The 24,056-nt window shown below is 51.6% G+C and carries 21 protein-coding genes and 2 pseudogenes; 8 read left to right on the top strand and 15 right to left on the bottom strand.

Annotation, left to right across the window (positions count from 1 at the left end):
* Positions 1 to 160 precede the first annotated feature (160 nt).
* Both HRU77_07085 and HRU77_07080 read left to right on the top strand, forming a co-directional pair.
* The gene (locus HRU77_07085; GenBank protein QOJ20479.1) at positions 161 to 349 is read left to right on the top strand and encodes a DNA gyrase inhibitor YacG; all 189 of its coding nucleotides are present in this window, start codon (positions 161 to 163) and stop codon (positions 347 to 349) included.
* Entirely contained in the window at positions 349 to 1,473 is a 1,125-nt protein-coding gene (locus HRU77_07080) for a sensor domain-containing diguanylate cyclase (GenBank protein ID QOJ22089.1), read from the top strand. The genes HRU77_07085 and HRU77_07080 overlap by 1 nt, the downstream gene beginning before the upstream one ends.
* 5 nt (positions 1,474 to 1,478) lie before the next feature.
* Here the strand turns inward: HRU77_07080 and HRU77_07075 are convergent, their stop codons facing one another.
* The 3 genes from HRU77_07075 to argJ are packed head-to-tail and all read right to left on the bottom strand — an operon-like array spanning position 1,479 to position 4,558.
* Positions 1,479 to 2,444: a Nudix family hydrolase gene (locus HRU77_07075; GenBank protein QOJ20478.1), complete on the bottom strand. Its 966-nt coding sequence runs from the start codon at positions 2,442 to 2,444 to the stop codon at positions 1,479 to 1,481.
* Complete coding sequence (locus tag HRU77_07070) at positions 2,441 to 3,313, bottom strand: ATP-binding protein (GenBank protein ID QOJ20477.1); 873 nt, start codon at positions 3,311 to 3,313, stop codon at positions 2,441 to 2,443. Before HRU77_07070 ends, HRU77_07075 begins: the two co-directional genes overlap by 4 nt.
* Before the next feature lie 18 nt (positions 3,314 to 3,331).
* Positions 3,332 to 4,558, bottom strand: a complete 1,227-nt coding sequence (argJ, locus tag HRU77_07065; GenBank protein ID QOJ20476.1) for a bifunctional glutamate N-acetyltransferase/amino-acid acetyltransferase ArgJ — start codon at positions 4,556 to 4,558, stop codon at positions 3,332 to 3,334.
* A 139-nt stretch (positions 4,559 to 4,697) separates the two neighbouring features.
* Between argJ and HRU77_07060 the strand changes: the two genes are divergently transcribed.
* A complete protein-coding gene (locus HRU77_07060) occupies positions 4,698 to 6,692 on the top strand; it encodes a pentapeptide repeat-containing protein (protein QOJ20475.1) in 1,995 nt (664 codons plus the stop codon).
* A 135-nt stretch (positions 6,693 to 6,827) separates the two neighbouring features.
* On the opposite strand, the gene HRU77_07055 is transcribed toward HRU77_07060, so the two are convergent.
* Complete coding sequence (locus HRU77_07055) at positions 6,828 to 7,031, bottom strand: cold-shock protein (GenBank protein QOJ20474.1); 204 nt, start codon at positions 7,029 to 7,031, stop codon at positions 6,828 to 6,830.
* A gap of 276 nt (positions 7,032 to 7,307) precedes the next feature.
* Here HRU77_07055 and HRU77_07050 point away from each other — a divergent pair.
* From HRU77_07050 to HRU77_07035, 4 genes and pseudogenes are all read left to right on the top strand, one after another.
* A pseudogene (locus HRU77_07050) lies at positions 7,308 to 7,551 on the top strand (catalase).
* Positions 7,535 to 7,723 carry a hypothetical protein gene (locus tag HRU77_07045; protein ID QOJ20473.1) on the top strand — a complete coding sequence of 63 codons (189 nt, stop codon included), beginning with the start codon at positions 7,535 to 7,537 and terminating at the stop codon, positions 7,721 to 7,723. Before HRU77_07050 ends, HRU77_07045 begins: the two are co-directional and overlap by 17 nt.
* Before the next feature lie 12 nt (positions 7,724 to 7,735).
* Positions 7,736 to 7,882 carry a hypothetical protein gene (locus HRU77_07040; protein ID QOJ22088.1) on the top strand — a complete coding sequence of 49 codons (147 nt, stop codon included), beginning with the start codon at positions 7,736 to 7,738 and terminating at the stop codon, positions 7,880 to 7,882.
* Between the two features lie 215 nt (positions 7,883 to 8,097).
* Entirely contained in the window at positions 8,098 to 8,793 is a 696-nt protein-coding gene (locus HRU77_07035; GenBank protein ID QOJ20472.1) for a response regulator transcription factor, read from the top strand.
* Between the two features lie 113 nt (positions 8,794 to 8,906).
* Here HRU77_07035 and HRU77_07030 read toward each other — a convergent pair.
* Positions 8,907 to 9,005 (bottom strand): annotated as a pseudogene (locus tag HRU77_07030) (PEP-CTERM sorting domain-containing protein).
* Positions 9,006 to 9,765: 760 nt separating this feature from the next.
* Between HRU77_07030 and HRU77_07025 the strand changes: the two are divergent.
* Complete coding sequence (locus HRU77_07025; GenBank protein QOJ20471.1) at positions 9,766 to 10,239, top strand: hypothetical protein; 474 nt, start codon at positions 9,766 to 9,768, stop codon at positions 10,237 to 10,239.
* Positions 10,240 to 10,275: 36 nt separating this feature from the next.
* Here the strand turns inward: HRU77_07025 and HRU77_07020 are convergent, their stop codons facing one another.
* The 10 genes from HRU77_07020 to HRU77_06975 form a co-directional block, all read right to left on the bottom strand.
* Positions 10,276 to 11,631, bottom strand: coding sequence for a TolC family outer membrane protein (locus tag HRU77_07020; protein ID QOJ20470.1), 1,356 nt, complete (start codon positions 11,629 to 11,631; stop codon positions 10,276 to 10,278).
* A 5-nt stretch (positions 11,632 to 11,636) separates the two neighbouring features.
* Positions 11,637 to 12,992: an HlyD family type I secretion periplasmic adaptor subunit gene (locus tag HRU77_07015; protein QOJ20469.1), complete on the bottom strand. Its 1,356-nt coding sequence runs from the start codon at positions 12,990 to 12,992 to the stop codon at positions 11,637 to 11,639.
* Between the two features lie 60 nt (positions 12,993 to 13,052).
* Entirely contained in the window at positions 13,053 to 14,840 is a 1,788-nt protein-coding gene (locus HRU77_07010; protein ID QOJ20468.1) for a type I secretion system permease/ATPase, read from the bottom strand.
* 77 nt (positions 14,841 to 14,917) lie between these two features.
* The gene (locus HRU77_07005; protein QOJ20467.1) at positions 14,918 to 15,808 is read right to left on the bottom strand and encodes an NAD(P)-dependent oxidoreductase; all 891 of its coding nucleotides are present in this window, start codon (positions 15,806 to 15,808) and stop codon (positions 14,918 to 14,920) included.
* Positions 15,801 to 16,718 carry a glycosyltransferase family 2 protein gene (locus tag HRU77_07000; protein ID QOJ20466.1) on the bottom strand — a complete coding sequence of 306 codons (918 nt, stop codon included), beginning with the start codon at positions 16,716 to 16,718 and terminating at the stop codon, positions 15,801 to 15,803. The genes HRU77_07005 and HRU77_07000 overlap by 8 nt, the downstream gene beginning before the upstream one ends.
* 3 nt (positions 16,719 to 16,721) lie before the next feature.
* Positions 16,722 to 17,645, bottom strand: a complete 924-nt coding sequence (locus HRU77_06995; GenBank protein QOJ20465.1) for a glycosyltransferase family 2 protein — start codon at positions 17,643 to 17,645, stop codon at positions 16,722 to 16,724.
* Positions 17,646 to 17,921: 276 nt separating this feature from the next.
* Positions 17,922 to 20,009 carry an HAD family hydrolase gene (locus HRU77_06990; protein QOJ20464.1) on the bottom strand — a complete coding sequence of 696 codons (2,088 nt, stop codon included), beginning with the start codon at positions 20,007 to 20,009 and terminating at the stop codon, positions 17,922 to 17,924.
* Positions 19,997 to 20,998 carry a glycosyltransferase gene (locus HRU77_06985; GenBank protein QOJ20463.1) on the bottom strand — a complete coding sequence of 334 codons (1,002 nt, stop codon included), beginning with the start codon at positions 20,996 to 20,998 and terminating at the stop codon, positions 19,997 to 19,999. Before HRU77_06985 ends, HRU77_06990 begins: the two co-directional genes overlap by 13 nt.
* Positions 20,999 to 21,001: 3 nt before the next feature.
* Entirely contained in the window at positions 21,002 to 22,954 is a 1,953-nt protein-coding gene (locus HRU77_06980) for a hypothetical protein (protein QOJ20462.1), read from the bottom strand.
* Positions 22,955 to 22,980: 26 nt separating this feature from the next.
* Positions 22,981 to 24,024, bottom strand: coding sequence for a glycosyltransferase family 2 protein (locus HRU77_06975; GenBank protein ID QOJ20461.1), 1,044 nt, complete (start codon positions 24,022 to 24,024; stop codon positions 22,981 to 22,983).
* Between the last annotated feature and the right edge of the window lie 32 nt (positions 24,025 to 24,056).

Here is a 24,056-nt window from a genome sequence, read left to right as displayed (position 1 = left end):
GATTAAAAATAACTTGGAAAGTTAAAGCTAACAGGTGCGAATTTTTTGTAAAATACACGTAGTCGATTCATGTTCATGTGTCGTGATTTTATAACTATTCAGCTTATTTTTGCTAAAACAACACGCTTATCCTAAAACAATCCAGCAATGATCAGCTTTTATGCAACAGCGCACCGTTAACTGCCCGCAATGCGGTAAGAAAATAGTCTGGGAACCGGCAAGCCGTTTCCGTCCCTTTTGTTCGGAACGGTGCAAAACAAATGACTTGTCACAATGGTCGCAAGAATCTTACCGGATTCCTGAGTCTGAAAAAGATCCGCACGATAATCCCAACACTGAGCCGCTATGATGGATGAATCGGTCTACGAGAAGAATCGCGAGTTACAGCGCAAGCTCGATCATCTGCTCAAACAGGCCAGAGCCAATGAAAAAAAGCAGGAGTTGTACGAAACCTTCGGGTTTGAAATCATTGGTGCCGACACACCTAAGCAATTGCGGGATCTGTTGTTGTCGCAAACCATTGCACGCTTTCAGTTGCTCGATGTTGTACTGTGCCTGATCGACTACCATAAAGACACCGAGCGCCTGTTCTTCGAGCGTGATGAGGAAGTGCAACTGAGCTACGAGAACAAGCTATTGATCCTCGATACCCTAAAAGATGCGGAAATCATTCACTCGCTGTCCGATCATCCGGTACTGGGCGTGGAGGCATTGAAGAATTACCGCTGGATGATCGCCAATCTGAAGAATCGCCATCAAGTCAAAAGCGCCGCATTCCTGCCGCTGTTGCGCGGTGAACGGATTATCGGCGCGCTGCTGTTGTTGAGTCACGATCCGCATCGCTATCAAGCGGGCATCGGAACGCTTTTTCTGCAAAAAATATCGGCGATGGCCGCAGTTGCGATTGAAAACTGTCTCAATCAGCAACGACTCAAGGAAATCAGCTATCAGGACGTGTTGACGCAAGCTTACAACCGCCGTTATTTCGACTTGCGTTTCAAAGATGAAATTGCGCGCTGTGTGCGCTGGGATGACGATCTGATTTGCATGTTTCTCGATGTGGATCACTTCAAAAAAATAAACGATACCTACGGTCACCAAACCGGCGATTGGGTGCTTCAGCATATGGTCGGTTTGATCAAGGAGCAAGTCCGGTCGTGCGACATCGTGGCGCGCTATGGCGGGGAGGAATTCGTTGTCGCGTTACCTTCGACAACGCTGCAAGCGGCGCACGAGATTGCCGAACGTTTGCGCCAAGCCGTTTGTGCCACGGCGCTCAATTTTCATGACAAGCAATTCCATGTATCGATTTCGATCGGTATGGCCAGTTTGCGTAGCTTGCTGACCGCGCAGCAACACGACGCGGATTTTATTTGCACGACGTTACTCGATCGCGCCGATCAGGCGCTCTACGCCGCTAAAACCGGCGGGCGCAATCAGGTCGCGGTGTACGCCGATGCGGTAATGCACTAGACGATTTACACACCGCGCATCATCGCAATGCCGTGCGCCCCCATATCCTGGGCGATGGACAAATCTGCCGCGCTCAATCCGCCCAGAGCATAAACCGGCAATGGATAATCGCGGATCAGTGTGGCGAATCTGCGCCAGCCCAAGGGGGCTAAACCGGGGTGGCTGAGCGTGGCTTGCACCGGCCCCAACACCGCAAAATCAAGCCCCAGTTGTTCTGCGGCAAAAAGCTCTTCGGCGTTGTGACACGATGCGCCGCATAGCCCGTAGTCAGGATCGGGGCGGGATGGCATCGCGAGCAGTTGTGCCGACGTGAAATGCACACCATCTGCACCAATTGCGCGCGCCAGCTCGGCATCGCCATTGATCAGCACTTTGGCTTGATAAGTGCGGGCGAGGGACAAAACCTGCTTGATGAAAGTGCGCAACTGATCCGGCGGCATGTGCTTTTCGCGGATTTGCAGCAAACGCAGGCCGTTTTGCAGTGCCTGCTCGATTTGTTTTAACGCGGCCTCGACGCCAATTTCGGCGGCGCGAGTAATAGCATAAACCGGTGGCAGTGACAATGCCTGCAAAATCGGGCCATTAGCGGGCAAGATCGGGGAAACATCGACCTGCTGCGGCGATTGCCAGAATAGTCCCTGTTTTTCTCGTGGCACAGGCTGACCTTCCCACTGCACTACGCGGAAAAAATGCAGCCGCACCGTGGCATGGGTATAAGTAAAAATACGCGTGATCCAGGGGGTGGCGTGCACGACGTGAATACCCAACTCTTCCCACAATTCCCGTTCCAGCGCATGAAATAGCGCTTCGCCGGACTCAACCTTGCCGCCGGGAAATTCCCAGTAACCGGAATAGACCTTGCCGCCGGGCCGCCGTGTCAGTAGAAATTGACCGTCTGGCCGTAAAATTACCGCCGCGACGACTTCCACCAAAGGAACGGATTCGGCGGCTGAAGCGGCTATGTGATTCATGACGGTTGCTTGGATTGTTGCCGCCCGGCCAGGTCGCGCGCAAACTGCCACGCCACCCGTCCGCTGCGCGAGCCGCGCTCGATTGCCCATTGCAACGCTTCGGTGCGCGCCAGCGCGGTCATTTCCGGAATACCGAAATAAGCCAGCCAATAGCGCACGATGTCCAGATACTCATCCTGATCGAACGGATAAAACGACACCCACAAACCGAACCGTTCCGACAGCGAGATTTTTTCTTCGATCGCTTCGCTCGGATGTACCTCGTCGCCGATGTGTTTGGTGTCGAGATTGTCGCGCATGAATTCCGGCACCATATGACGCCGGTTCGACGTGGCGTAAATCAGCACATTGTCGGAAACCGTGGCGATTGAACCATCCAGCACCACTTTGAGCGCTTTGTAGCCCGGCTCATCGGTTTCAAACGATAAGTCGTCGCAAAACAGAATGAAGCGCTCGGGGCGCTGATAAATTTTTTCCACGATGTCGTGTAAATCGACCAAGTGGTGCTTTTCCACTTCGATCAGACGCAACCCTTCTGTTGCATATTTGTTCAGCAGCGCTTTAATCAATGAAGACTTGCCGGTGCCGCGCGCGCCCGTCAGCAGCACATTGTTGGCGGAAAATCCCTGCACGAATTGCTGCGTGTTCTGATCGATGCGCTGTTTTTGTTCATCGATGCCGTATAGCGCATCGAGCGTGATGCGGTGCGGCTGCGTTACCGGCTGGATAAATCCGCTGTTTCCCTGTCTGCGCCAGCGGAAAGCGATGGCCGTTTGCCAATCCGGTTCCGGCTGCGCGGATGGTAGTAACTTTTCCAGGTGGTCGAGCAGCTTATCCGCCCTTTTATAGAATTTGTCCCAATCGCTCACGATACACGCACCCTTGCATCAACTGCGGTAACTGGCATTGATCTTGACGTAATCGTAAGAGAAATCGCAGGTCCACACCGTGGTTGAGGCTGAACCGCGATTCAACACCACGCGAATGATGATTTCAGACTGATTCATCACGCGCTGCCCATCCGCTTCGCGATAATTGGCTGCCCGCCCGCCTTTTTCCGCCACCAACACATCGTCCAGATACAGTTGAATGCCGTCGACTTTCAAATCATCGATTCCGGCGTAACCGATAGCCGCAAGAATCCGGCCGAGATTCGGGTCGGACGCGAAGAAAGCGGTTTTGACCAGCGGCGAATGCGCGATCGCGTAAGCCACTCTGGTGCATTCACCGGTATCCTTGCCCGCGTCGATTTGCACGGTAATGAATTTGGTCGCACCTTCGCCGTCGCGCACGATCATTTTCGCCAGCTCGGCGGCAACGGCGGTCACGGTTTGCTGTAATTGATTAAATTCTGCGCTGTCTTGCCGGGTGATTTCCGCATGCCCGGCTTTTCCCGTCGCTAGCACGATGAACGCGTCGTTGGTTGAGGTATCGCCGTCCACCGTGATGCGGTTGAACGAATGATCCGCCGCATGTTTCACTAAGTCTTGCAATAAAGACTGGTTGATAACCGCATCGGTCGCGACATACCCCAGCATAGTCGCCATGTTCGGGCGGATCATGCCGGAACCCTTGGCGATGCCGGTCACCGTGACGGTTTTGCCGCCGATCTGCACCTGCTTTGAGGCTGCTTTCGGCACGATGTCTGTGGTCATGATCGCGTGCGCGGCGTTGAACCAGTTATCCGCCTTGCAATTCGCCATTGCGGCGGGCAATCCCTGGATAATCTTGTCGACCGGTAACGGCTCCATGATCACGCCGGTCGAGAACGGCAACACCTGCTGCGTGGCACAACCCAACAACCGGCCCGCTTCGGCGCAGGTTGCTAACGCATGTTGAATGCCCGCCTCGCCGGTTCCAGCGTTGGCGTTGCCGGTGTTGACCAGCAAGGCACGGATAGCGGCGTGCGCCAAATGCTGCTTGGCCACGGTCACCGGTGCGGCGCAAAAACGGTTCTGCGTAAACACCCCGGCCGCTTGCGTGCCTTCGTCCAGCACCATCACCAGCAAATCCTTGCGGTTAGCCTTTTTGATCCCGGCCTCGGCGATGCCGAGCGTGACACCCGTAACGGGCAGCAATTGTTCAGGCGTTAACGGCGGAATATTGACGGGCATAGCCATTCCTCACGATGATTGAAAAGCCGCTATGCTACCGTATCTGCTGTGGCGTTTGCCACAAATTGCAGCATCATTCCCCCGCAACATGCTGGATTTTCGCTATGATTCGTGCAACAACTTAACCATAACTTGTACCATGGACAAAAATTTTGCCGGACAAAACCTAAACGGCCGCAGTTTTCGCGGGCAGGACTTGCGCGGTGCAGATTTTTCCGGTTGCCAGTTGAAAAGTTGCGATTTTCGTGAAGCCGATTTGACGGATGCCAAGTTTTGCCGGGCAACGCTGGGGGTCGATGGGTGGCGCAAGCTTGTCAAGTGGGGCGCGGATTTCGTGCTTGGTATCGCTTGTGGATTTCTTGCGTGGTTTGTCATTTTCATTTTTGCTTTCACTAGCGATGAAATTTATAGAGACTTGAACGGGGATAAGATTAGCTTAGAAGGAAGTAGTTATGTGTTTTTGTTGACTGGTTTACTGTCGACAGCGGGCGCCTGCCTAACGGTTTTTGCCGCGCTAGAAGACCGGGATTGGCGGATTGTTGTCAGGTATTGTTCGTTAGGTATACTAGTGTCAATAGCAGTGGGAGCTGTGGAAAATGGAGTGGTAGTGATATTGATAGCGTTAACGTTAACGTTAACGGTGGGGGGAATGCTAGTAACAGCAGTAGCAGTAGCGGGAGTGGGAGCGGGAGCTGTAGCTGTAGCTGTAGTGTTTGCGGTAGCGGCAGAGACAGAGGCAAGGGCAATGGCAACGATAGCGGAAGCGACAATGTTAGCAGTTATGGCTTTCATTTATTTTCTGCTGGGTTGGTATTTGAATTACCGTACTCTGCTATCCGAAGAGCCGATGCTGGCATGGCTGCGCCGCTATGCGTTGGCCTGGCGATGCTGGGGCGGTACAAAATTTTTCAGAGCCACGCTGGCACACACCGATTTCACCGAAGCGGATTTAACCGCTGCGCGTTTTGCCGGTGCCAAATTCCGGCAACCGAGTTTCATTCACGCCAAGAATCTGCATTTGGCCTGGACTTATGCCTCACCGCTGGAACACAAACAGGTTCGTACGTTGTTGACCGAAAGTCGAAATGGATGGGATAGATGGAATTTTTCCAATCCCTATAACAGGTATTTTTTCAATCTCAAGTTGCGCGGTCTGTCGTTTAAAGGTCTGGATCTTAGTTACTGCAGCTTTTGCCGTGCCGATTTGAGCGAAGCCGATTTCAGCAATTGCGATTTGACGGATGCCGATTTTTCTGAAGCGATGGTATACGGTGCTCGCTTTAGCAATGCCAAAATGACCGGTGCGATCATCGATAAGTGGGGCATGGATAAGCGCACGCAATTCGACGGCGTGATCTGCGATTTCGTGTATACCAAACGCAACAGAGAGGAGCGCAACCCGCCGCAAGGCGATTTCAAACCCGGCGAATTCAGCAAGCTGTACCAGGAAATCGCCAACACCGTCGACTTCATCGCGCATACACCGGATGAATTGACCGCCTTGCTGCGCGCCATCGACAGCATCAAACAACAAGGCGGCGATATCGTCATCCAAAGTCTGGAACGCAAAAACGAATCGGTGGTGGTGCGTACGCAAAGCGATGAGAGTATCGACAAAGCGGCGATTTATGCGGAAGTGAAAGCGCAGACGGAAAAAGAATTGCTCGTATTGCAACAGGAAAAACAACTGCTACTGCAAAAAGTGGAATTGCAAGAGCAACAGGCCGATACCCTGAAGCAATTTTTAAAATTAGCCATCGAGAGTCCGAAAACTATGAATGATAACAGCCGACATTACAGCAACATTACTGCACATAATTCTGCCGTCAACCTCGGTGATGCCAGCACGGTCAGCAACCATATCAAACAAGTGGCCGACGCTGAGCTGAAAGCCGCATTGCAAACGTTGCAGCAATTGCTGGCCGACAGCCATTTATCGGACATCGACAAACAGCAAGCGCACCAAGCCGTCGACGATTTGGCCGTTGTCAGCCAGAAACCACAAGCCGAACGCAAAAGCCTGGCACGGCGCAGTCTGTCTTTTTTGAAGGATTTACAGCAGGATTTATCGAGCGTGGCCGAGCTGGGTGAGCAATACGGCAAGCTGCTGATAAAGGTGATGGCTTGGTTTTAAGCCGATACTAGCCGCGTAGCGAAGCAGGAATAACGATTTGAGGAATAGCGATTTGAAGGAAAGAAATGATTATTGGGTTTCGCCCACAAAAAACCCCGGATTGCCGGGGTTTTTTATTTAAGCTTTACGCTCGGCTTACTGCGGTACGATGTTCGATGCCTGTTTGCCTTTAGGGCCAGTGGTAATGTCGAAAGTAACGCGTTGCGCTTCGCGCAATGATTTGAAGCCGCTGCTGTTGATTGCAGAGAAGTGTGCGAATAAATCTTCTCCACCGTTATCCGGAGTAATAAAGCCAAAACCTTTAGCGTCATTGAACCATTTAACTATACCTGTTGCCATGTTGATTTCCTTAATAATGAATGAATTTACTTCTTCTACAGTGATTCGTAGCGGTCATCGAATATCAAGGAAAAAAGGTCAACCGTAAGCATCACATTTCACAACTTGAATCCAAAAGACTCCCGTAAGATACACGCTTTCCGGCAAAGTTCAAGCATTTATTGAAAATGTCAGAATCACAGTCAAAGAATTCAAGCGAATAGCGGCGTTAGCGAATTGATTCGATAGCTTAACCGGAAGTGGTGGCGCGTGTTCAAAATGCTGTGACTTGCGTGTCTGAATTTTTATACCGAGGAGGGCAATTGGAATTTGGTCGACAACAACACGCCGGTGTTTTTTGCGCGATCCGCACACCAATTTGCGCAGCGCGAAAAATAATAGGGATTTCTGGACTTCGCTGCCGGAAGCGTTGCATCAGATCACCATCGTCATGTCCGACCGCGGTATTCTGGCGAGCTACCGCACCACGCTGGCCGTTCCACAGTTATCACCGCGACGGTCGAATGCGGACCGGCGGTAATCACAGCGGCACACTGGGTTATGAGTTCAACAGTTACGGTGAATGGCGGGAGCAGCCGGATTTCCGCGAACCGCCGCTGTCCATCGAAGGCGAGGCCGATCACTGGAATTACTGTGAGGGTACCGACTACTATTCGCGGCCCGGAGCGTTGTTTCAGCTGATGACGCCATAACAGCAACAGGCGCTGTTCGGTAATACCGCTCGCTCCATCAGCGCCGTACCGCGCGAAATCCAGAACTGTTATATCCGCAATTGCCTGAAAGCCGATCCGGCGTATGGAAAAGGCACCGCGGATGCTTTTGGCATCGCACTGCACGAAGTTTCCGCATAGCGCTGCGGGGTTCCGATCTCCATCCGGGTGTGTACTTGCTCGGTTTGAATTTTAAGGCGACCGCACCCGGGATCATCTCGAAGAATTTTACAAATAGACGTGTTTTGCCGCTCACACTCAATTCAAGAAATGCGCTGAATACCCGATTATGAATCCAGCAATCAGGCTACAAAAACCGGATACCAACTTAAACCCATCGTATTAATTCATAGTCTATGCGCTTAGGAATACTTGAAGACGAACCAACCCAGGTAGCTATTTATGAACTGCTGCTTTCGCCGAGTCAATACCAATGTGAATTCTTTGGAACCATCGCTTCGTTTCTCGATGCGCTGCGGGATAAAAAATTCGATTTACTCGTGATCGACTGGATACTGCCGGATGGCACCGCCGGGGAAGCGCTCAAATGGATTCGCGAAAATCTGGATTGGCACATTCCGATCATTTGCGTTACTTCGCGTAACAGCGAATCGGATGTTGTCAACGTTCTGCATATGGGCGCGGATGATTATTTTGTGAAATCTTCGCGGCATTTCGAGCTGCTTGCCAGAATTGAAACCCTGGCGCGTCGCAGCCGGGAAAAACAACCTGCGATATTGCAGTTTGGGCTGTACGAAATCGATTCGGAAAATCAGGTGATTATCGTTGACGGCAAAAACGCCGGCCTTACCCAGAAAGAATTCGCGCTTGCTTGTTATCTGTTTCAAAACACGAACAAACTGCTGTCGCGAATCCACTTACTGGAAAAAATATGGGGACTCTCGGCCGAGATCGATACGCGCACCGTGGATACGCACATCAGCCGCATTCGCAACAAACTCAATCTTACGGCGCGAGGTGAATGGGATATTTTGACGATTTACGGTTACGGTTATCGTCTGCAACATGCCAAGGCTGCTGAATCGGCTTAAAGATCCCCGGCATGATTTTCAGATCTTGCTGGGGTCTTACAGATAAAGCTTTCCTCGTGTCAATAAAAAAACGGGAACTAAAATTTCCGTTTTTTTATTCAGAAACTAAAAAGCTACGCAATTACTTTTCTGCGGCGAGCGGTAAAGCCTAGCAACCCTAGACCAGCCAGCAACATCGCATAAGTTTCAGGTTCCGGGATCGGTGCGGCATTAAACTCGACTTCGCTCAAGAAAACCCATGCATTATTTCTGTGGATTGTCACGGCTAGATCGCTGCCTGTGAACGATAGACCATTGGCTATAAACGAGAATGGCGCTGAACCGACAGGATCGGCGATGGGAAAATTCGTGCCATTGACATCGACGCTTGCCGGTGAACTGACACCGCCGGCACCATCGGCATCATCAAAATAAAAAGTGACTGAAGTCACATTAACCGGTGAATTCCAGTGAAAGGTAATGACCGGATCTAGCGTCCAGCCGACGTATGGGCCATTGCCGACGGGTGCTTCCGTAACAAACCAATTATTGGTTGCGATAATCCCATCGGTCAGATCGCCGCGACCACCCGACAGAGCCGCATTATCACAGGTCACGCAACCGGCGCCGTTGTAGGTTTCATCCCAGTAGTTATAGCTGCCGGTATTGCCGTTCAGCATGTTATAGCTGTCAGGAACGGCGCCAGCAAAAGCGCCGCTTGCTGCACTCAAAATAGTCATTGCGGCTATATTTATCAATATTTTATTTTTCATTTCACAATCTCCCTTGTGTAAAAAATAAATTGCATCTCATGATTGATTTGTTCAGTTTTTTTCTTCTGCAATTTAAAACAGTAACTTCTTTGCGTATATAGGTGCTATCTCCTCTTTTTGTAGTACAAATGTACTGCAAAAAGAGAGCAATGATACTGATATTTTTATCGATTGTTTTTGCTATGATGCGGATGAACACAGCCTTTGCAGGAGCTTCTTTATGATGGATGTCACTACGGTTTCGAATAATAGAAAACAGGATCGCCGTCAGGAAATGCCTTTCTTTTGCGCTTACCATTTGGGAATCAAAATGGGCAGGCGAAACGGGCAACGTAGAGCTCCCGAAAATGGGAAAGCGGAATACGTCGATCGCTATGCGCGAAGTTTGCTGTTTTGCGACATTGCAATTTTATTTTTAAGCGCACTGGATGCACACTTGACGCTCAACATCTTGAGCAGTGGCGGCGAAGAGATCAATTGGTTCATGGCGGTTCTGATCGAGGAAAGTGTGGAAAAGTTTGTTGCGCTAAAACTTGCGCTTACCGCAATGGCGCTCATTTTGCTGGCGATTCATCATAATGTGCGATTGGTTAAGTCTCTCCGTGTCAGGCATCTTAAGTACATGATCCTAACCGGTTACAGCACGTTGATCGGATACGAATGGTATCTGTTGGAACTGGCAGCTGCGCTTTAGTCTGAGTAAAGCAGGGCCTGCCGCAATTTCAAAGAATCAATACGAATTTGCTTTGAAATAGCTAGCGATATTCCTTAGATCATCCAATACCAGTGTGCCGGCGGCTAACTGCAGGCGCAGATAGGCCAGCAGGTAATCGTACCGCGCTTGCGAAAGATCGCGCTGCGCGGTATACAGTTGTTGTTGCGCATCCAATAGATTCAAATTGATGCGGATACCGCCGCGGATGCTTTTTTCTGTTGCAGCAACAAGCAATTCAGCCGATTTGACCGCCAGTTCCAACGATTCAATTTTTTTGACACCGCTTTTTAGCAAATTATGTTGCTTCTTTAACTCAACCAGCACTTTGTCGGTCATTGCGTCGAGATCGGCTTCAGCGCGCGCGTGATTTGCTTTTGCTTGCGCCGTCAGCGCGTTTACCCGGCCACCTGCGTATAGAGGAAAATTAACTTCGACGCCGATGGTCCCAAGTTCGGCGTCTTGATTCAGTGTAACGAATGATCCACGATTATTCTTAGATAGACTGGCGACCAAATCAACGCGCGGTGCATGACCGGCGAAATTCTTTCTGACTTCTTCCTTGCCGGATGTCACGGCGTGACGTTGCGTTACGATCTCGGCATTTCGTTCCAGCGCCATGGCATGCCATTCGTCATAATCCTGCAACTGAATGGATTGAGTATTAAATGCATTGGATAATCGATCGAGTTGGGCTATTTTTTGCCCCACGATGGCGCCAAGTTTCAGTTGAGCGGATTCCAGCTCGTCTTTTGCCTCAATCGCTTTGGCTTGCGCAATCGCGTGTTTCGATTGTGTTTCCAAAACATCGGTGGTGGTGCCTTCACCTTTTATCAACATGCGTTCATTGACGCGCTTGAGCTCATCAAGGGCATTCAATTGCGCCTCGGTAATTTTGACATGATCCTGCGCCAGTAATGTTTCAACATAGGCTTCCACTAATCGCACGACTAATTGCTGGCTGCGCCCTGTGAATTTTGCCCGGCTCGAATCGGCTTGCGCTTTGCCCATGCGGTAGCTGGCGACAGCTTCTAAATTGATCAATGGCTGACGGAGTGTTAATGTGCTGATCTGACTATCGAAATTAGCAGGATTAGAAAATGGAATTAGATTTCCCCTGCTATCCCTCTGTTCGCCTGATATGGTTCCCGCACTTTTGCTTTGAGTATGCGTAATTGCCAGATTAGGTAATAAGCTTGCCAAACCGATGGCTTCGGCTTGCTGCCCGGCTTCATTTTCATGATAAGCGGAGCGGTAAATCGGATCATGGTTGAGCGCAGCTTCATAAGCATCCAGCAGACTCATCGCCTGGACAGAGCCGAATGAGCTGAACAAAAGCCAAACTAAAAACGAGATTTTAGGGATATCCATCATTACCGCTATTCTTCACTCAGAGCTGAATGCACACGATCCAGTATGGGTTTGAAAAGATAACTCAGCAACGAGCGTTCACCCGTTTTGATAAATATTTCCACCGGCATACCCGCTCGTATCTGTTCTTCGGCGAGTTTTTTCATGCCTTCCGGCGTTACGGCAGCCTTCATATTGTAATAGGGCAGTCCGCTACGTTCATCCATGAGACGGTCTGCCGATACCCGGGTGACGATGCCGGGAATGTTGGGTGTTTTCTTTTGATTCAAGGCGGAGAAAATGAGATCGACCGGCAAATCGACATGCACCTTGTCGATCAAATGAACTGGCACTTGTCCGGTAACGATCAATATGTCGTCGCTGGGCACGATATCCATCAATTTGAATCCCGGGCTGATAACGCCGCCTTCGGTAAATACATTCATGCCGACCACGATACCATCCACAGGCGCTTTAACCTCGATGTTGGCCAATTCAAAATCTTGCCCGTTCAGGCGATTGCGCAAGGAGTCGACTTCCCGTTTCGTTTCGGTTAGCTGCTGTCCTACCTCCTTTTGATATTCCTGTTGACGGTGAACGCGCCGTTGCTCTTGCTCGGCGATTTGCCGTTGAATCCGCCCGATGTTTCCGGTTTCGGAAGAAATATCCCCGGTTAATTGCGTATAAGTGCGCTCCAGCTCCAGCACGCGATTGCGCGGTACAAAACCGTCGTGCGCCAGATCGCGCATATTGACGAGCTGCTCTTCCAGGAACTTCAATTGCATGTGTTTACTGGACTTGGATGCTTCCAGTCCGCGCAATTGCATTTTTAAACCGGCAATATTTTCATCCAGGGCGCCGATCTCGTGTCGCAAAGCCAATCTGCGCGAGGTAAAAAGCTGTGTTTGAATGGCGATATTGTTGGCGACGCGCGGGTCGTTATTTTGTAGCGCCAGCAGGTCTTGCGGAAACGTAATTTTATCCGCACCGTCACGCTCCGCCAATAAGCGCGCTTCCATGGTCAGGGCGGTATAGAGCTGGCTGCGGGTGATCTCAGCCTGCGCCTTGACTTGGGTATCGTTCATCCGCACCAGCACTTGGCCGACTTTCACATGATCGCCTTCTTTGACCAGAATGCTGTCGATGATACCGCCGATTTGATGCTGAACCGCTTGCAAATGACTGGCGACCGTAACGGTGCCTGGAACCGGCACTCCTTTTTCCAGCGGCGCGAAAGCTGCCCACAGAATGAATCCGCCGAAACCCGCCAGTACGATCCACCAGCCCAGCCGGGTATGCAGTGTTTCGTCTGTCTCCACGTGATGTGTTGAGTCTGCTGGAACATTGTCGATAACGGTCTTTGTTTCTTCTGCTGCGGGCTTCATTATTTTTTCTGTCCGGTAATCAGTGTTTCTCGATAGGCGATGAAAAAGCGCGGCAAAAAATCAGCCGGTTTGGGAATCGGCCGCTTGAACGGTTTGGGCTGCTTGGTTCTGCGCAGCTTGTTGCCCGGCTTTTTTTTGTGCGAGCTGTGCTTGTTGCGCTTGTTGTTGTTTCGTCAGCGCTTCTACGACTTGTTGGGTCGGTCCGAATATTTTCGCGGTGCCATCTTGCAGCAATAGCAATTGCGTGGTTGCACTCAGGATGCTGGTGCGGTGCGTGATCAAGACAATGGTTTTGCCGCGCTTGCGCAGATCCACGATGGCGGCCAGCAGTGCTTGTTCACCCACGTCATCGAGGTTGGAGTTGGGCTCATCGAGCACGATCAGCGAAGGATCGTCATACATCGCGCGCGCCAAGCCGATACGTTGCTTTTGTCCGCCGGAAAGACCGGCGCCGCCGTCACCCAATAACGTATCGTAACCTTCCGGCATATTCAGAATCATTTCATGAACGCCGGCGCGTTTGGCCGCCAGGATAACTTTTTCCGCATGCACCTCGCCGAAGCGGGCGATATTTTCCGAAACCGTACCGGCGAAGAGTTCGATATCTTGCGGCAAATAGCCGATGTGCGGCCCCAGTTCGTCCTTGTTCCATTGATAAACGTCGGCGCTGTCCAATCGGACTTTTCCCGCCGCCGCCGGCCATACGCCAACCAGCAAGCGCGCCAGCGTCGATTTCCCCGATCCGCTCGGACCGATGACGCCGAGCACTTCACCGGCAGCCAGGGAGAAGGTCAATCCCTTGAGCACTGCAACCTTACTGCCGGGCGGAGCCGCCGTCACATTCTCGACGGCAACAAAACCTTGCGGTTTCGGCAGCGCCATGCCGGCTTTTCTTTCCGGGTGCTGCTCGAGCAATTTGATCAACCGTTCGTAGGCGCTGCGCGTGCCGCCGATTTGCTTCCACACGCTGATCAGCAATTGCACCGGTGCAATGGCCCTGCCCAAAAGAATGGAGCCGGCGATCATCATCCCCGGCGTAATACTGTCGTCCAGAACCAGCAAGGCGCCCAACCCCAACATCAGCGATTGCAGCGCGACAGTGCAGGATTTCGACAGCGCCGTGACGATACCGGCCTTTTCGCTGGCCTCGGCTTGCAGATTGAGAAAGCGGCGATGCAGTTTATACCAGCGCGCCTGAAGGTTGGGCAGCATGCCCATCGCTTCGATGACTTCGGCGTTGCGCAAATTATTGGAGGCGATATTGGTCGATGCAACCGCCATTGAATTGGCCTCGGCTAACGGTTTGTGCGAAATTCTTTCATTGACGTACGCCAGCGTGATGAGTACAACTGTGCCGCACAAGGCAAAAACACCCAGAACGGGGTGGAACATAAAGATCACGAGTAAATAAATCGGGAACCACGGCGCGTCAAAAAAAGCGAACAATGCATTGCCGGTGAGGAACTGCCGCAAATTGGTCAAATCCTTTAAAGCTTGTCCGGCATTGTTGTCGCCATGTTTCAGGCTTGCCTCGAAAGCAGCGGTGTAAACGCGCTTGTTCAATTTCATATCGAGCTGCGCGCCGACACGGATCAATACAAAGCTGCGGACATATTCCAGCGCACCCATGAACGTGTAGGCGCCCAGCATGATCAGTGTGAGCATGAGCAGGGTCATTTCGTTGCGGCCGGTTAATACGCTGTCATAAAGCTGCAGCATATAAATGGCCGGCATCAGCATCAACATGTTGATGACTGCGCTGAAAACACCGATGTTTCTAAAGGTTTTCTTAAAGCTGGTCAGTACCTGGGCAATTTCATTCTGAGGCGCTTTAAATTTGAACTTCATCTGGTTATCAATACCGTGCTGTTAAGGGGGTTGTCGGTGAAAGTGCAATCGATTGAATCAATTATAATTGCGGATGATCAGGTTTGACTAGGCAAATCGCTTGTTGTCAGCTTGAACGGCCGCGGGCGAAAGTGTAAATCCTGTTTGGCTTCCGAGCCGTCAAAATTTAAATCTTGATTCATTCTTTCCGCCATGGCCGTCGTCCAGTCATGGTATTTCGGCAACCATTTCAATCCCCAGGTTGCTATCCGGAAAAGCCACAGCGGCACCGTGAACGTACGCACGGGACGATTCATCGCTGTAAACACACGCTCCACCATGACGCGGTAGGTCAGAGTTTCTCCGCCGCTCAAATTATAGGCGCGACTGGGCAAATTTACCGCCTCCAAAGCCGCATAGCACGCCGCGGCGACATCCTCAACATGCACCGGTTGCCGCAAGCCGAACGCCGGTCCGAGCAGGGGGAAGAATCCAAAACGGCGGATGAAGCGTGCAATCTCGGCGATATTCTTGTCGCGTCCGTATCCGTAAATCAGAGTCGGACGCAATATGATCCATTTTACTCCGTGCGCGGCAGCCCATGTTTCCAGCCGAGCTTCGCCTTCGACCAATTGTTGCGCAATTCTTCTTTCGTGCGGATCGGGTGAGGCAGCTTTGGTGAAACGGCTGGTGGAAGACAGGACCACAATCCGCCGGGCGTTATGGGCTGATAACAGATCAAAGTGTTGCGGCAATACCCAAATGGGCGCGACACATAACCAAGCGTGAATTTCATTTTCCTCGTCGCGGTCTTTAACCGCGCCTATTGTAGCAAATTGTCGCCAGGTAATTTGCGGGTGCGGTGCTATGTTTGCAATGGAGCGGCGCGAGAATGCGGTGATCTGCCAGTCATGCGCGACCAGTTTTTTTATCGCACATTCTCCCGTCAGGCTTGTGGCGCCCAATAATCCAACGCGTTGTTTACTCATGCCGGAATTTAAACATACGGTAACAATTTCGCACCGCATGAATCAATACTGTGACGCTAAAGCGCAGCCATACACTCAGCGTAATCAATCCCATCAATACACTTGGGTATTCCTGGCGGAAAAATTTCCGGTAGAAACGCAGCATGCCTTTATGTTTGTGCCAGGCGACGAAGAACGGCCGGGAACGGCTGCAGGTTCCCTGAAAATGAACAACAGGGGCATCCGGCACAAAAACAATTTTCCAGTTTTTTTGCTGGAACCGCATGCACCAATCCAGATCTTCACAATGCAGAAAATAGTGCTCGTCCCAGGGACCGGCATCGTCGATGGCTTGACGCCGCACTAGCATCAATGCGCCGGATATCGCCTCAACTTCGATGGGAGCTTGGGGCAGGGGTTGTTTATTCATATGAAAATCAAAAAATAACCGCGGCCAGTATTTCTCCAGACGATACAAACCGAAGGCGCGCACAAAAGCGCGCCATGGTGTCGGGATGGCGCGCCGTCCGCCGCCTTGTTCGGTGCCGTCGGGGTTAACGAGATAGCCGCCCACCATGCCGGTAGCGGCATCGGACTCCAGCACGCGAACCATGCGCTGTAATGAATTTTCCTGCAAAAGACAATCCGGGTTCAGGAAAAGAATATAGGGTTGCGTTGCCGCGCTAAGGCCGGTATTGCAACCGGCGGCAAACCCTGAATTCCGTCCGGTTGCGATGATATTTAACCGGTTCTGACCCGGGAAACTGTGTGTCAATTGCGCTATGCTCAGGTCTTCCGAAGCATTGTCGACGACGATGATTTCCTGCGCTTGTTCGAGCGCGGCGTGGACGCACCGGGTTAGCAGCGCGCCGGCATTGTGATTGACAATCACGATCGACACCGGCTGCAGACTGTGTGCTTCAGTGTCCATGCGTTATAGTTTTCCCGTGCGTCGGTTAAAACCGTCCTTCAGACCTTTCAGCATCATACGCAAATTGGCGATCCGATTGGATGAGAATAGCGTGAAAAAGAATAGCAGCGACAGGATTCTCAATTTGTCAGCCCGCTTCCACGCAGCGGACATATAGGGCCGTTGCCATAACAGTACGCTATTTCTAAACATATAATAGTAACGGAAGGGTTGATGGAATGCGATTGTCCGCCAGCGCCCCCACCACACGCGGATGCGCCGCTCTCCCAAGGAATGGCGCATGACGGCCGTACACACGCCGTATAATTTAAATCCTTTGGATTGTGCGCGAAAGCACCATTCCGTGTCGATGTGATCGATGAACAAGTCCTTATCCATTACGCCGATCTGATCCAATGCTGGTAGTGAAATGAGTGAGCCTGAGGAAATGAGAAAATCGGTGCGTACGTAACCGGTCTTGGGATCGCAAGCGGATTTGGCAAAGCCGAGCCGGGTTACACGGGTGAAATGCGAGAGTACATCGGTTGTATTGCTTCGATAGCAAGCACCGACCGCGCCGATCTGGATTCCTTGCTTGTGCAGCTTGCTATGGGTGCTGCGCAATGCATTCAGCATGCCCGGTTCCGGAATGCTGTCCTGATCCATCAACAGTACAAACGCGACGGGCATTGTACGCGCCCGCGCAATCCCTGCGTTCAGCGCTTCGCCTAGTCCGAAATTGTGTTTGAGCGCCAGAAAATGAAGCGCGTCAGGTCTTTCCGGTTTTAGTTTTTGTAAAATGATCCCGACTTCCACGGCGGAACCGTTGTCGACTATCACGACAGTCCCGGCTTGAGATAGCAATGCATTGAGGCTTGCGATAAGCGTCGCCTCATCCGGATTATAGGTAACGACGACGACTACGATATCGTCACAGAGTGGATTCAAAACAGTTATCCCGAGATGGCCGCCGGGGATTCTATCACGAGCGGTTGATCAGCTGAATGAACCTTGCACGCAGTCGATCGATGGTCAGAAAAACGGGAAAGCAGCGGTGCATGAGGAAAATCAGTAAGAAATCACCGGGCCGCGCGGTCTTTGTACGATCTCCCGGCTGATTCGGAGAAATCAACCGGGAGATCTTGCGGATCAGCAGAATCTTAAACAGTTGACTAGCGGAACAGGCATTAAGATCCAGATTTTGATTAAAGAATAGTTTTTTCATTATTTTGATTTCACTAAATCGTAGAGCCGGATAGCCGCATTCAAGCCCGGTATGCCCGAAGTGGATGCTGTGCCGTATTTCCAGTTTGCCGTTTTTAATGTTTTCAGTAGATTCCAGGGCTCTAATAAAGCACCTGCGGCATTGAGTTTTTCCTGGCGAAAATTCATGACGTTTGCCGAGCCGAAATCTTCCGAATGTTCCAATTGCATCAAATGACGGCTTTCGGCAGGCTCCGGAAATGCCACCGCCCGTTCGGTAAGCGTCAATATAAAAGGCTTGATATCGCTCAGACTGTAACCGGTTAAAGCAATACCACGGGCAAATTCAGCGGCGAAAGCGAGAATGCCGGCTTGAAAACCGGCAATATGCGAATTAACCGATAATTCCGCCTGACGATCGTGATCGCTTTGCGGTTTAAAGACTGGAATGATGCGACTACTATCTTCGGCAAAGCGGTAGCCGATGGTCGTGGGATGAAGCGCGCGCGCGCCTTCTTCGAAGATTTCCTCAAACCGGCTGAAGATATCTCCCGGTCTCGCCTTATGCCGTTCGTCACAAAGAATGCCGCGCAAGGTATTTTTCTGCGTATCGAAACGGTATTGCCTGCCGCCGATGAATCCGAAGTAGAGTCCGAGCACATGAGGATAATTTTTTTCTTGCCCGAATGCTTCTTGCAGGAATTTCTGGATAGTGCCGTTCCAGCCGATATCGACAATCGCAATTTTATCGTCCGAGAAGAAATGCTCCTGCTCCAAGTAGCGATGCAGCAAACGCCAATTTTCTCCGGTGCAGCGCTGAACGGCATGCTGAAACTCGGGATCGTTCAGCATGCCGTGGAATTGATCGGATTCCCAGTCAGCAATAGGGTGCTCGATGGTGTGATAACCATGCTTCCGCAAGACGGTGCTCAGCACTTCCGGCGGCAGATCGAACGCTTGGCAAATCGATAGCAATCCTTGTTGTTTCGGGTTGAACAAAGGCGTAATGGCCATTTCATGGCTCAATCCGTGATAGGCGGCGGCAGCGGCGGTGGAGCGGCGGGATACGTACAGATAATGCGCGGCAGGCATCTGCTCAGGTACAAAAAAATCCGGGCGGAGCAATTCGAACAGCTTCATGAACAATTCGCCTTCCCTGGCCAGGAAAAAGACTTGCCGGATTTTGTCTTTTTTGATTTCCTCGATGACGCCCAAAATGAAAGCGGCATAAATGGGGCCCAAAATTTCGTAACCGTAGTTGAAATGAAACCCTTGCGCTTCGGCAGGGCGGATCAATTGGAGTAAGTGCCGCCCGCGCCAAAAGGGATTTTTCTGCGCAAGATGGCGATACACTCGCAGCGTATGACGGCGGCGCACACTTGCCGTATCTTCAAGCCGAATGGTTGTTATGCCCATTGCTGCCGGCGGCTGGCGAGCGGGACGGTGATAATCGCTGATATGTAATAGCTCATGCGGTTGCAGGCCCTCCTGTTGCAACAGGCGTTGGAAGAATAATTGCCGCTGCTGGGTTGTATCGGATTGCGGCAAAACGTGCAGGGAATCAAAATGAACGGTAAAGCCGTTTTGCCCGAAAAGATCGTGCAAGCGCACCGGATCAAACGGACTGTCGGTGATCGCGACGACGCGCTGATTTTTCCGCGTGAGCCATTCCAATAGGGACGCCATATCGGGCTTAATGAACAATACCTTAGCTTCGACCGCGCGCGTATGTTCGATAATTCTGGCGGTCAAAGAAGACACAAGCGCGCTATTGCCGTTTGTCAACCGGATTGCCAATGCCTGCGCCATTTCGTGATTCCTGATTGCGCTATCTGACTGCCGGAGTTGCGGATCATTTTCGATTTCTTCCAACGATCCGAGAACATGCTCGATGGTGCTGCCGATTCCGAAACTTTCCGATAGTGTGCGGACGATTCGTCCGGCTAAGATTCTCTTGCACGCTTCGGGCGTATCGGCATCGTTTTCCAGCACGGCGCCGAAAATGTCGAAAGCGATAACTTTTGCTGGCGAGCTGCTGTGTTCCAGTTGTGCACGTAAAGCGGCGGAGCTTTCGATAATCGGATACTGCCGAGATGTCATCTCGGCCATTTCGACGTTATCCAGCGATACGGCGCTGTAATCAGCCTGCCGATCCGGTAGCTGGTGGAGTTTTGGTATAGCGCCAATTCCTGCGTCAATTGAAAATTGCGATCGCGCAGTTGCTGGTTGAGTTGCTGATATTGCTGCTGTAACGAATTGATTTGTTCTGCACAGTGAGCGCTTTGGATTTTTTTAATATAGTTGTCGACCTTGCTCAGGTAAGCGACGGGAATATTCAATTCATGGCCAAAATATTTGCCGATCGCTTTCTTCAGAAAATAACGGGTTTCGATATTCGCAAGGAGACGGTTTTCCATAATGGTATTGCGCGAATGCAAGCGATAATTCAGCAGCTTGTGCTGTAGCAGGAAAGAAAAAGCCGCTGGGTTGATCAGTGCGGCGCGGAATACATAGTCATAATCGAGAATATAGCGGAACGGACGGAAGCCGCCGATTTCATCCGCCAGGCGGGCGCGGAAGAAAAAATTGGATGAGGAAATCGCGTAATTACCGGCGAGCAAAGCCACGGCCGGTGACGGACTTCGCTGAAATTTTTGTTTTAAATCTTCGTGCCATGTCAGCCACCAGTGCGAAGGATCGCGCACGATCGCGGAATGTTCGTCGATGAGATTGATATCCGAGATCACAAAATCCAGGTTGTTGCGTTGCAAGGCATCCAGCATGATTTCCAGGCGGTTGTCGAGGTAAACGTCGTCGGAATTGATGATGGCAATGTAATCCCCGCGCGCCAATGCGATGCCGCGGTTAAGCGCATGGTGCGCGCCGCGGTTGGCTTGATGAAAATAGCGGATGCGCGCGTCGTCAAATCCCAGGATGACTTTCTCGGTTTCGTCGGTCGAGCCGTCGTTGACGATGATCAACTCAAGATCTTGCAGCGTTTGCGAGAGCACGCTTTGGATCGCCTCGGCCACGTAAGCTGCGTGATTATAAGCAGGCATGACCACGCTGATTTGAGGTTTTCCGCCGGAAGTATTCATCGTTCAGACCGGTGCGTTACGCAGATCGAATGCTTTTTTCCAATAGGCGCGTTGCCGTGCCTCATAGTACTCCTTGCCGCGTTTGCGGATGACGTTGTCCGGCAGTTTTTCAGCGATAAACAGGCGGTTGCTGGTATCGGAAGCGGTGTCGGAATGCGTTAATTCGCCCAGCATGGCGGCTTCTTCCCGGGATGGATTATTGACAAGCCGAAAGAACGGATCGGTCCAGCGCTGAGAAACGAAACTGTCGATACCCATGTCCAGAATTTGCGGTAATACCGCGTCGATAAAATCGGCAGCGCCCGCTTGCACACGTTGCGACAGCTGCTGGATGGTTTGATCCTCTTTGTTTTCCTCCAGCAGCGGGACGATGCGGCCGTGTTGCTCGCGGTAACCGAGCGTGGTGCCGTGCGGCGCCATCAGGGCGAATTCCAGCAATTCCACACCGCCGTTGACTAGACTGTCGCATCGCTCCTGCGGATGGCCTTCGTTGACAAGATAGCCGTGAAAGACATTGCGCGGCAGTTGATTCTGAATCAATAAATCGAACGTGCCCAGATAAAAACCGTCGATCTGAAAGTCGGTGCGCATCAGTTGCAGCAGCCGGGAAAAACCGCCTTGCATATTGCCGGTCCAGCCGATGTCGACGATTCCCAAACGAGAGGCGCCTTGCGCCAGTTCGGCAACATAGCGTAGCGGCAACGGGCGTTTTCGTTTGGCTTCAAGCAGAATGATGTGCCATAGTGAATTCAGCAAACCCAGCATCCGCATATCGTTGTTCGGCACCATTTCCTCGGCGGAACGATAACCTGCACGCTGAATCTGCCCGGCGTATAAATTAGGATCGATACCCAGTTTATTGAGATGGTAGCCGACCGTACGCGTTGCGCGGCCACTGAATAGATGACAAAGGCGATTGATCGGCAAGTCGACAAAACTTGGCAGCAACAATGCCGCCCGGGAGAAGTAGCAGTATTTTAGCTCGACATTAGAGCCCAGCAACTCGGGGTAGCGCTTAAAAATTTCATGCAGCAAATAGGCATCGCGCGCGAAAAACAGCATGCGTTCGATACGGTTTCTGCGGGCCAGTTGAGTCATCCAGAGAATCTTGCCCAGAATCAACGGTCCGAACACTTGCAGTCCAATGTCGCCCCAGAAATCGTATTCTTTTTCCATCAACCGCCGCCTGATCGAACCTGCTATCAAAGACCAGACATGCCCATCCTGCGCGGGCTTGCTCAGCGGTATGCGAAGCCGGGGCTCGATGCGCTTATGCAGGTAGTCGAATAACTCGGATTTGATGCCGGTTTTTGCGGCGATTTTGACATCCGCATGCGCATTGTCGCCGAAGTGAATAACCTCGTGCGGTTGCACCGCAAAGCGTTTGAGCACTTCATGATACATCGTGCCTTCATGCTTGCTTTTGCGCTGTTCTCCGGAAACCAATAAGGTGTACGGTTGGGTGTAACCGCATCGCAGCAGGAGTTTGTCGATAAACAGGGACGGGAGGTACATATCGGAACACAAGACCACTTGCCGTCCCGCTTGCCCTGCAACCGGAAAAAGCGCTTGCATGATCGGATTGGGGTGGCAGAATCGTTGTTCCAGCTCCAGTTCCCGTTGCATCAAATACTCGCGCTGCGGGTGCGATAAGCTGAGAAGCTCCGCCAGGACATCGTAGATTTCCGTCAATCCGACTTCCGGAGTGCGATGCGAAGCCATTAGCCGCGCGCGCGCTTCCGTTTCGGCGGCAATTCGCTGATGAGCGAAGCTGGCGGCGATTTCCGGATTCATCAAACCGAAATCGCTGTGTTGCAGTCCGGCGGCGATGGTGTCGAATACATCCGCCGGCCGGTGCACGGCGCGATGAATCAGCGTGTCGAAAATATCGAACGATACAATCTTGAACTGAGGCAGCCGGGCTGTGTAGTGCTTGAGCAATTCATCGTCATTCATGAGCGAGCGATCCTTGAAGAACACGATCAACGTCCACCGCGGCTAATATACCAAGTCTTGATTTGACGCAGCGCGCTGCCTGCTCCTTCGGACAGTAAAATCCGGCAAAACTTTTTCAGGGTATCGAGTTTCCGGTCTGAAGACATCCACAGCAGTGCTAACTTACCGATGCGTTTCAGCCGTACGGCATTGCCGTGCGCTGCAGGCTGGGATTGCGGTTGTACTGTTTGCACCGCGCCGCGTGCGGCTTGTTGCATGGCGATCAGTGTGCCAACGCCGAATTGCTGGTTTTGGAGATCTTTTCTCAGCCACTCGTTTTTGAGCATCTTGGCATACAGTTCATGCTGGTTGCGGCCGGCGTGTATCGAATTGCCGTAGCCACTTTGATCGGTGATCCGGTGGTGATAAAACGCCAGGAATTGCGGAATGATATACACGTCGTAGCGGGATAAAAAGCGGATATTGAAATCCCAGTCGCCGAGCACCGGGAGATCGGCGCGAAAAAAATCAACCGCTGCGGCTGCATCGTAGTTGAAAAGAAATTGTATCGGGGCAAACTGATTTTCGGCCAGTACCTCATTCAACATTACAAATCCTCGTTTATCCGATGTCCAGTAGGGTTCCGTCCGGTCGATCGTAACCAGGTTACCAGTCACCCGTTCATAGATCGTATTGGCGAGCGTGATGATGCCGGCAACTTGCGGGAATTTGCCGCGGATATGCTCAATCTCGGCAACGGCGATGGTCAGGAATTCCGGCGCCCAGCTATCGTCATCATCGTGAATCGCCAAGTAACGGGTTTTGATCGACCGTATGCCCTTGTTGCTGGCGGCTTCCATGCCGAGGGAGGAGGGATTGTGGATCACGGAAACCCGGTCGCGTAATTGAGTTGCGTAGTGACTAACAAGGCGGTCAACCGCAATCGGATCGCCGCCATCGTTGACAATCACCAGATGCCAATCTTCGTAGCTTTGATTGCTGATACTTGCGAGCGCGCGTTTTAAAAGCACGGGCCGGTCTTTTGTGCGCGTGATGATACCGACGGTTGCGAGCAAATCGGGCGATTCCATTTCTTTATTGCTGTTCCTTTACTAAACGGATA

This window comes from Gammaproteobacteria bacterium, from assembly GCA_015709615.1.
Classification (GTDB): domain Bacteria; phylum Pseudomonadota; class Gammaproteobacteria; order Burkholderiales; family Nitrosomonadaceae; genus Nitrosomonas.
The sequence above is the reverse complement of the archived record's forward strand: the minus strand, read 5'-3'. Positions and strand labels throughout refer to the sequence as shown.

What these genes read in the sequence shown, in the direction of transcription:
- HRU77_07085 (QOJ20479.1), top strand. Translation starts at nt 161, where the DNA reads ATGCAACAGCGCACCGTTAACTGCCCGCAATGCGGTAAGAAAATAGTC.
- HRU77_07080 (QOJ22089.1), top strand. Translation starts at nt 349, where the DNA reads ATGGATGAATCGGTCTACGAGAAGAATCGCGAGTTACAGCGCAAGCTC.
- HRU77_07075 (QOJ20478.1), bottom strand. Translation starts at nt 2,444, where the DNA reads ATGAATCACATAGCCGCTTCAGCCGCCGAATCCGTTCCTTTGGTGGAA.
- argJ (QOJ20476.1), bottom strand. Translation starts at nt 4,558, where the DNA reads ATGCCCGTCAATATTCCGCCGTTAACGCCTGAACAATTGCTGCCCGTT.
- HRU77_07060 (QOJ20475.1), top strand. Translation starts at nt 4,698, where the DNA reads ATGGACAAAAATTTTGCCGGACAAAACCTAAACGGCCGCAGTTTTCGC.
- HRU77_07055 (QOJ20474.1), bottom strand. Translation starts at nt 7,031, where the DNA reads ATGGCAACAGGTATAGTTAAATGGTTCAATGACGCTAAAGGTTTTGGC.
- HRU77_07045 (QOJ20473.1), top strand. Translation starts at nt 7,535, where the DNA reads ATGCGGACCGGCGGTAATCACAGCGGCACACTGGGTTATGAGTTCAAC.
- HRU77_07035 (QOJ20472.1), top strand. Translation starts at nt 8,098, where the DNA reads ATGCGCTTAGGAATACTTGAAGACGAACCAACCCAGGTAGCTATTTAT.
- HRU77_07025 (QOJ20471.1), top strand. Translation starts at nt 9,766, where the DNA reads ATGATGGATGTCACTACGGTTTCGAATAATAGAAAACAGGATCGCCGT.
- HRU77_07020 (QOJ20470.1), bottom strand. Translation starts at nt 11,631, where the DNA reads ATGATGGATATCCCTAAAATCTCGTTTTTAGTTTGGCTTTTGTTCAGC.
- HRU77_07015 (QOJ20469.1), bottom strand. Translation starts at nt 12,992, where the DNA reads ATGAAGCCCGCAGCAGAAGAAACAAAGACCGTTATCGACAATGTTCCA.
- HRU77_07010 (QOJ20468.1), bottom strand. Translation starts at nt 14,840, where the DNA reads ATGAAGTTCAAATTTAAAGCGCCTCAGAATGAAATTGCCCAGGTACTG.
- HRU77_07005 (QOJ20467.1), bottom strand. Translation starts at nt 15,808, where the DNA reads ATGAGTAAACAACGCGTTGGATTATTGGGCGCCACAAGCCTGACGGGA.
- HRU77_07000 (QOJ20466.1), bottom strand. Translation starts at nt 16,718, where the DNA reads ATGGACACTGAAGCACACAGTCTGCAGCCGGTGTCGATCGTGATTGTC.
- HRU77_06990 (QOJ20464.1), bottom strand. Translation starts at nt 20,009, where the DNA reads ATGGCCGAGATGACATCTCGGCAGTATCCGATTATCGAAAGCTCCGCC.
- HRU77_06985 (QOJ20463.1), bottom strand. Translation starts at nt 20,998, where the DNA reads ATGAATACTTCCGGCGGAAAACCTCAAATCAGCGTGGTCATGCCTGCT.
- HRU77_06980 (QOJ20462.1), bottom strand. Translation starts at nt 22,954, where the DNA reads ATGAATGACGATGAATTGCTCAAGCACTACACAGCCCGGCTGCCTCAG.
- HRU77_06975 (QOJ20461.1), bottom strand. Translation starts at nt 24,024, where the DNA reads ATGGAATCGCCCGATTTGCTCGCAACCGTCGGTATCATCACGCGCACA.